This is a genomic window from Undibacterium sp. Di24W, assembly GCF_049340325.1.
In the GTDB taxonomy this organism is placed as follows: Bacteria; Pseudomonadota; Gammaproteobacteria; order Burkholderiales; family Burkholderiaceae_D; genus Undibacterium.
Window position 1 is genome coordinate 1 of the sequence record NZ_JBMPOP010000030.1, and the last position, 374, is coordinate 374.

The window sequence follows — 374 nt, forward strand, 5'->3', positions numbered from 1 at the left end:
GGGAATTCGTATTTAGACAATAACTCACGAACTTCCATTTCAACCAATTCCAACAACTCAGCGTCATCAACCATGTCGCATTTGTTCAAGAAAACGATGATGTATGGAACACCAACTTGACGTGCCAACAAGATGTGTTCACGTGTTTGTGGCATTGGACCGTCAGCTGCTGAGCAAACCAAGATCGCGCCGTCCATCTGAGCAGCACCAGTAATCATGTTTTTAACATAATCAGCATGGCCTGGGCAGTCAACGTGAGCATAGTGACGACCTGCTGTTTCGTATTCTACGTGCGCTGTATTAATTGTAATACCGCGTGCTTTTTCTTCTGGAGCTGCATCGATCTGATCGTATGCTTTAGCTTCGCCGCCAAA

1 protein-coding gene is annotated in these 374 nt (G+C 45.7%); it reads right to left on the bottom strand.

The window, feature by feature from the left end; translation table 11 throughout:
- Nucleotides 1–374 (bottom strand): GTP-binding protein (locus tag ACO0KZ_RS20490; protein WP_422998641.1); only part of this gene is annotated, 374 nt, incomplete at both ends.